A 1,767-nucleotide genomic window follows, 5' to 3' on the forward strand; every position below is an offset into this window, starting at 1 on the left:
AAGGTGCTCATCGCCAACCGTGGCGAAATCGCTGTCCGCGTTGCCCGGGCCTGCCGGGATGCCGGTATCGCGAGCGTGGCCGTGTATGCCGACCCGGACCGGGACGCGTCGCATGTCCGCACCGCGGATGAGGCGTTCGCCCTGGGCGGTGACACCCCGGCGACCAGCTACCTGGACATCGCCAAGGTCCTGAACGCCGCCCGGGAGTCCGGCGCGGACGCCGTCCACCCCGGATACGGCTTCCTCTCCGAGAACGCCGAGTTCGCGCAGGCGGTCCTGGACGCGGGCCTGATCTGGATCGGCCCGCCGCCGCAGGCCATCCGGGACCTGGGTGACAAGGTCGCCGCCCGGCACATCGCCCAGCGCGCCGGCGCCCCGCTGGTCGCCGGTACACCCGACCCGGTCTCCGGCGCCGACGAGGTGGTCGCCTTCGCCCAGGAGCACGGGCTGCCGATCGCGATCAAGGCCGCCTTCGGTGGCGGCGGTCGCGGTCTGAAGGTCGCCCGGACGCTGGAAGAGGTACCCGAGCTGTACGAGTCCGCGGTCCGCGAGGCGGTCGCCGCCTTCGGCCGGGGCGAGTGCTTCGTCGAGCGGTATCTGGACAAGCCACGGCACGTGGAGACGCAGTGCCTGGCCGACAGCCACGGCAACGTGGTGGTCGTGTCCACCCGTGACTGCTCCCTCCAGCGCCGCCACCAGAAGCTGGTCGAGGAGGCGCCCGCGCCCTTCCTGTCCGACGCCCAGGTGGCCGAGCTGTACTCGTCGTCCAAGGCGATCCTGAAAGAGGCCGGCTACGTCGGCGCCGGCACCGTCGAGTTCCTCGTCGGCATGGACGGCACGATCTCCTTCCTGGAGGTCAACACCCGCCTCCAGGTGGAGCACCCGGTCACCGAGGAGGTCGCCGGCATCGACCTCGTCCGCGAGATGTTCCGCATCGCCGACGGCGAGGAACTCGGCTACGGCGACCCCGAACTGCGCGGCCATTCCTTCGAGTTCCGCATCAACGGCGAGGACCCGGGCCGCGGCTTCCTGCCCGCCCCCGGCACGGTCACCACGTTCGCCCCGCCGTCCGGCCCGGGCGTGCGTCTGGACGCCGGCGTCGAGTCCGGCAGTGTGATCGGCCCGGCGTGGGACTCGCTCCTCGCCAAGCTGATCGTCACCGGCGCGACCCGCGAGCAGGCGCTCCAGCGCGCGGCGCGTGCGCTGGAGGAGTTCCAGGTCGAGGGCATGGCCACCGCCATCCCCTTCCACCGCGCGGTCGTCAAGGACCCGGCGTTCGCCCCCGAACTCACCGGCTCCACCGACCCGTTCACGGTCCACACCCGCTGGATCGAGACCGAGTTCGTCAACGAGATCAAGCCCTTCGCGGCCCCCGCCGACGTGGACACGGACGAGGAGCCGGGCCGCGAGACGGTCGTCGTCGAGGTCGGCGGCAAGCGCCTGGAGGTCTCCCTCCCGGTCTCGCTCGGCATGTCGCTGGCCCGCACCGGCCTCGCGGCGGGCGCCAAGCCCAAGCGCCGCGCGGCGAAGAAGTCCGGCCCGGCGGCCTCCGGCGACACCCTCGCCTCCCCGATGCAGGGCACCATCGTCAAGATCGCCGTCGAGGAGGGCCAGGAGGTCAAGGAAGGCGACCTGGTCGTCGTCCTGGAGGCCATGAAGATGGAACAGCCCCTCAACGCCCACAAGGCGGGCACCATCAAGGGCCTGTCCGCCGAGGTCGGCTCGTCCATCACCTCCGGCGCCGCGATCTGCGAGATCAAGGACTGA

Annotated in this window: 1 protein-coding gene; it reads left to right on the forward strand. The window is 71.6% G+C overall.

Features of this window, described 5'->3' with window-relative positions:
• A partial coding sequence (locus tag ACIHFB_RS45820; RefSeq protein ID WP_400130032.1) for an acetyl/propionyl/methylcrotonyl-CoA carboxylase subunit alpha occupies positions 1-1,767 on the forward strand: 1,767 nt, incomplete at its 5' end.

Source organism: Streptomyces sp. NPDC051963, assembly GCF_044593495.1.
In the GTDB taxonomy this organism is placed as follows: Bacteria; Actinomycetota; Actinomycetes; order Streptomycetales; family Streptomycetaceae; genus Streptomyces.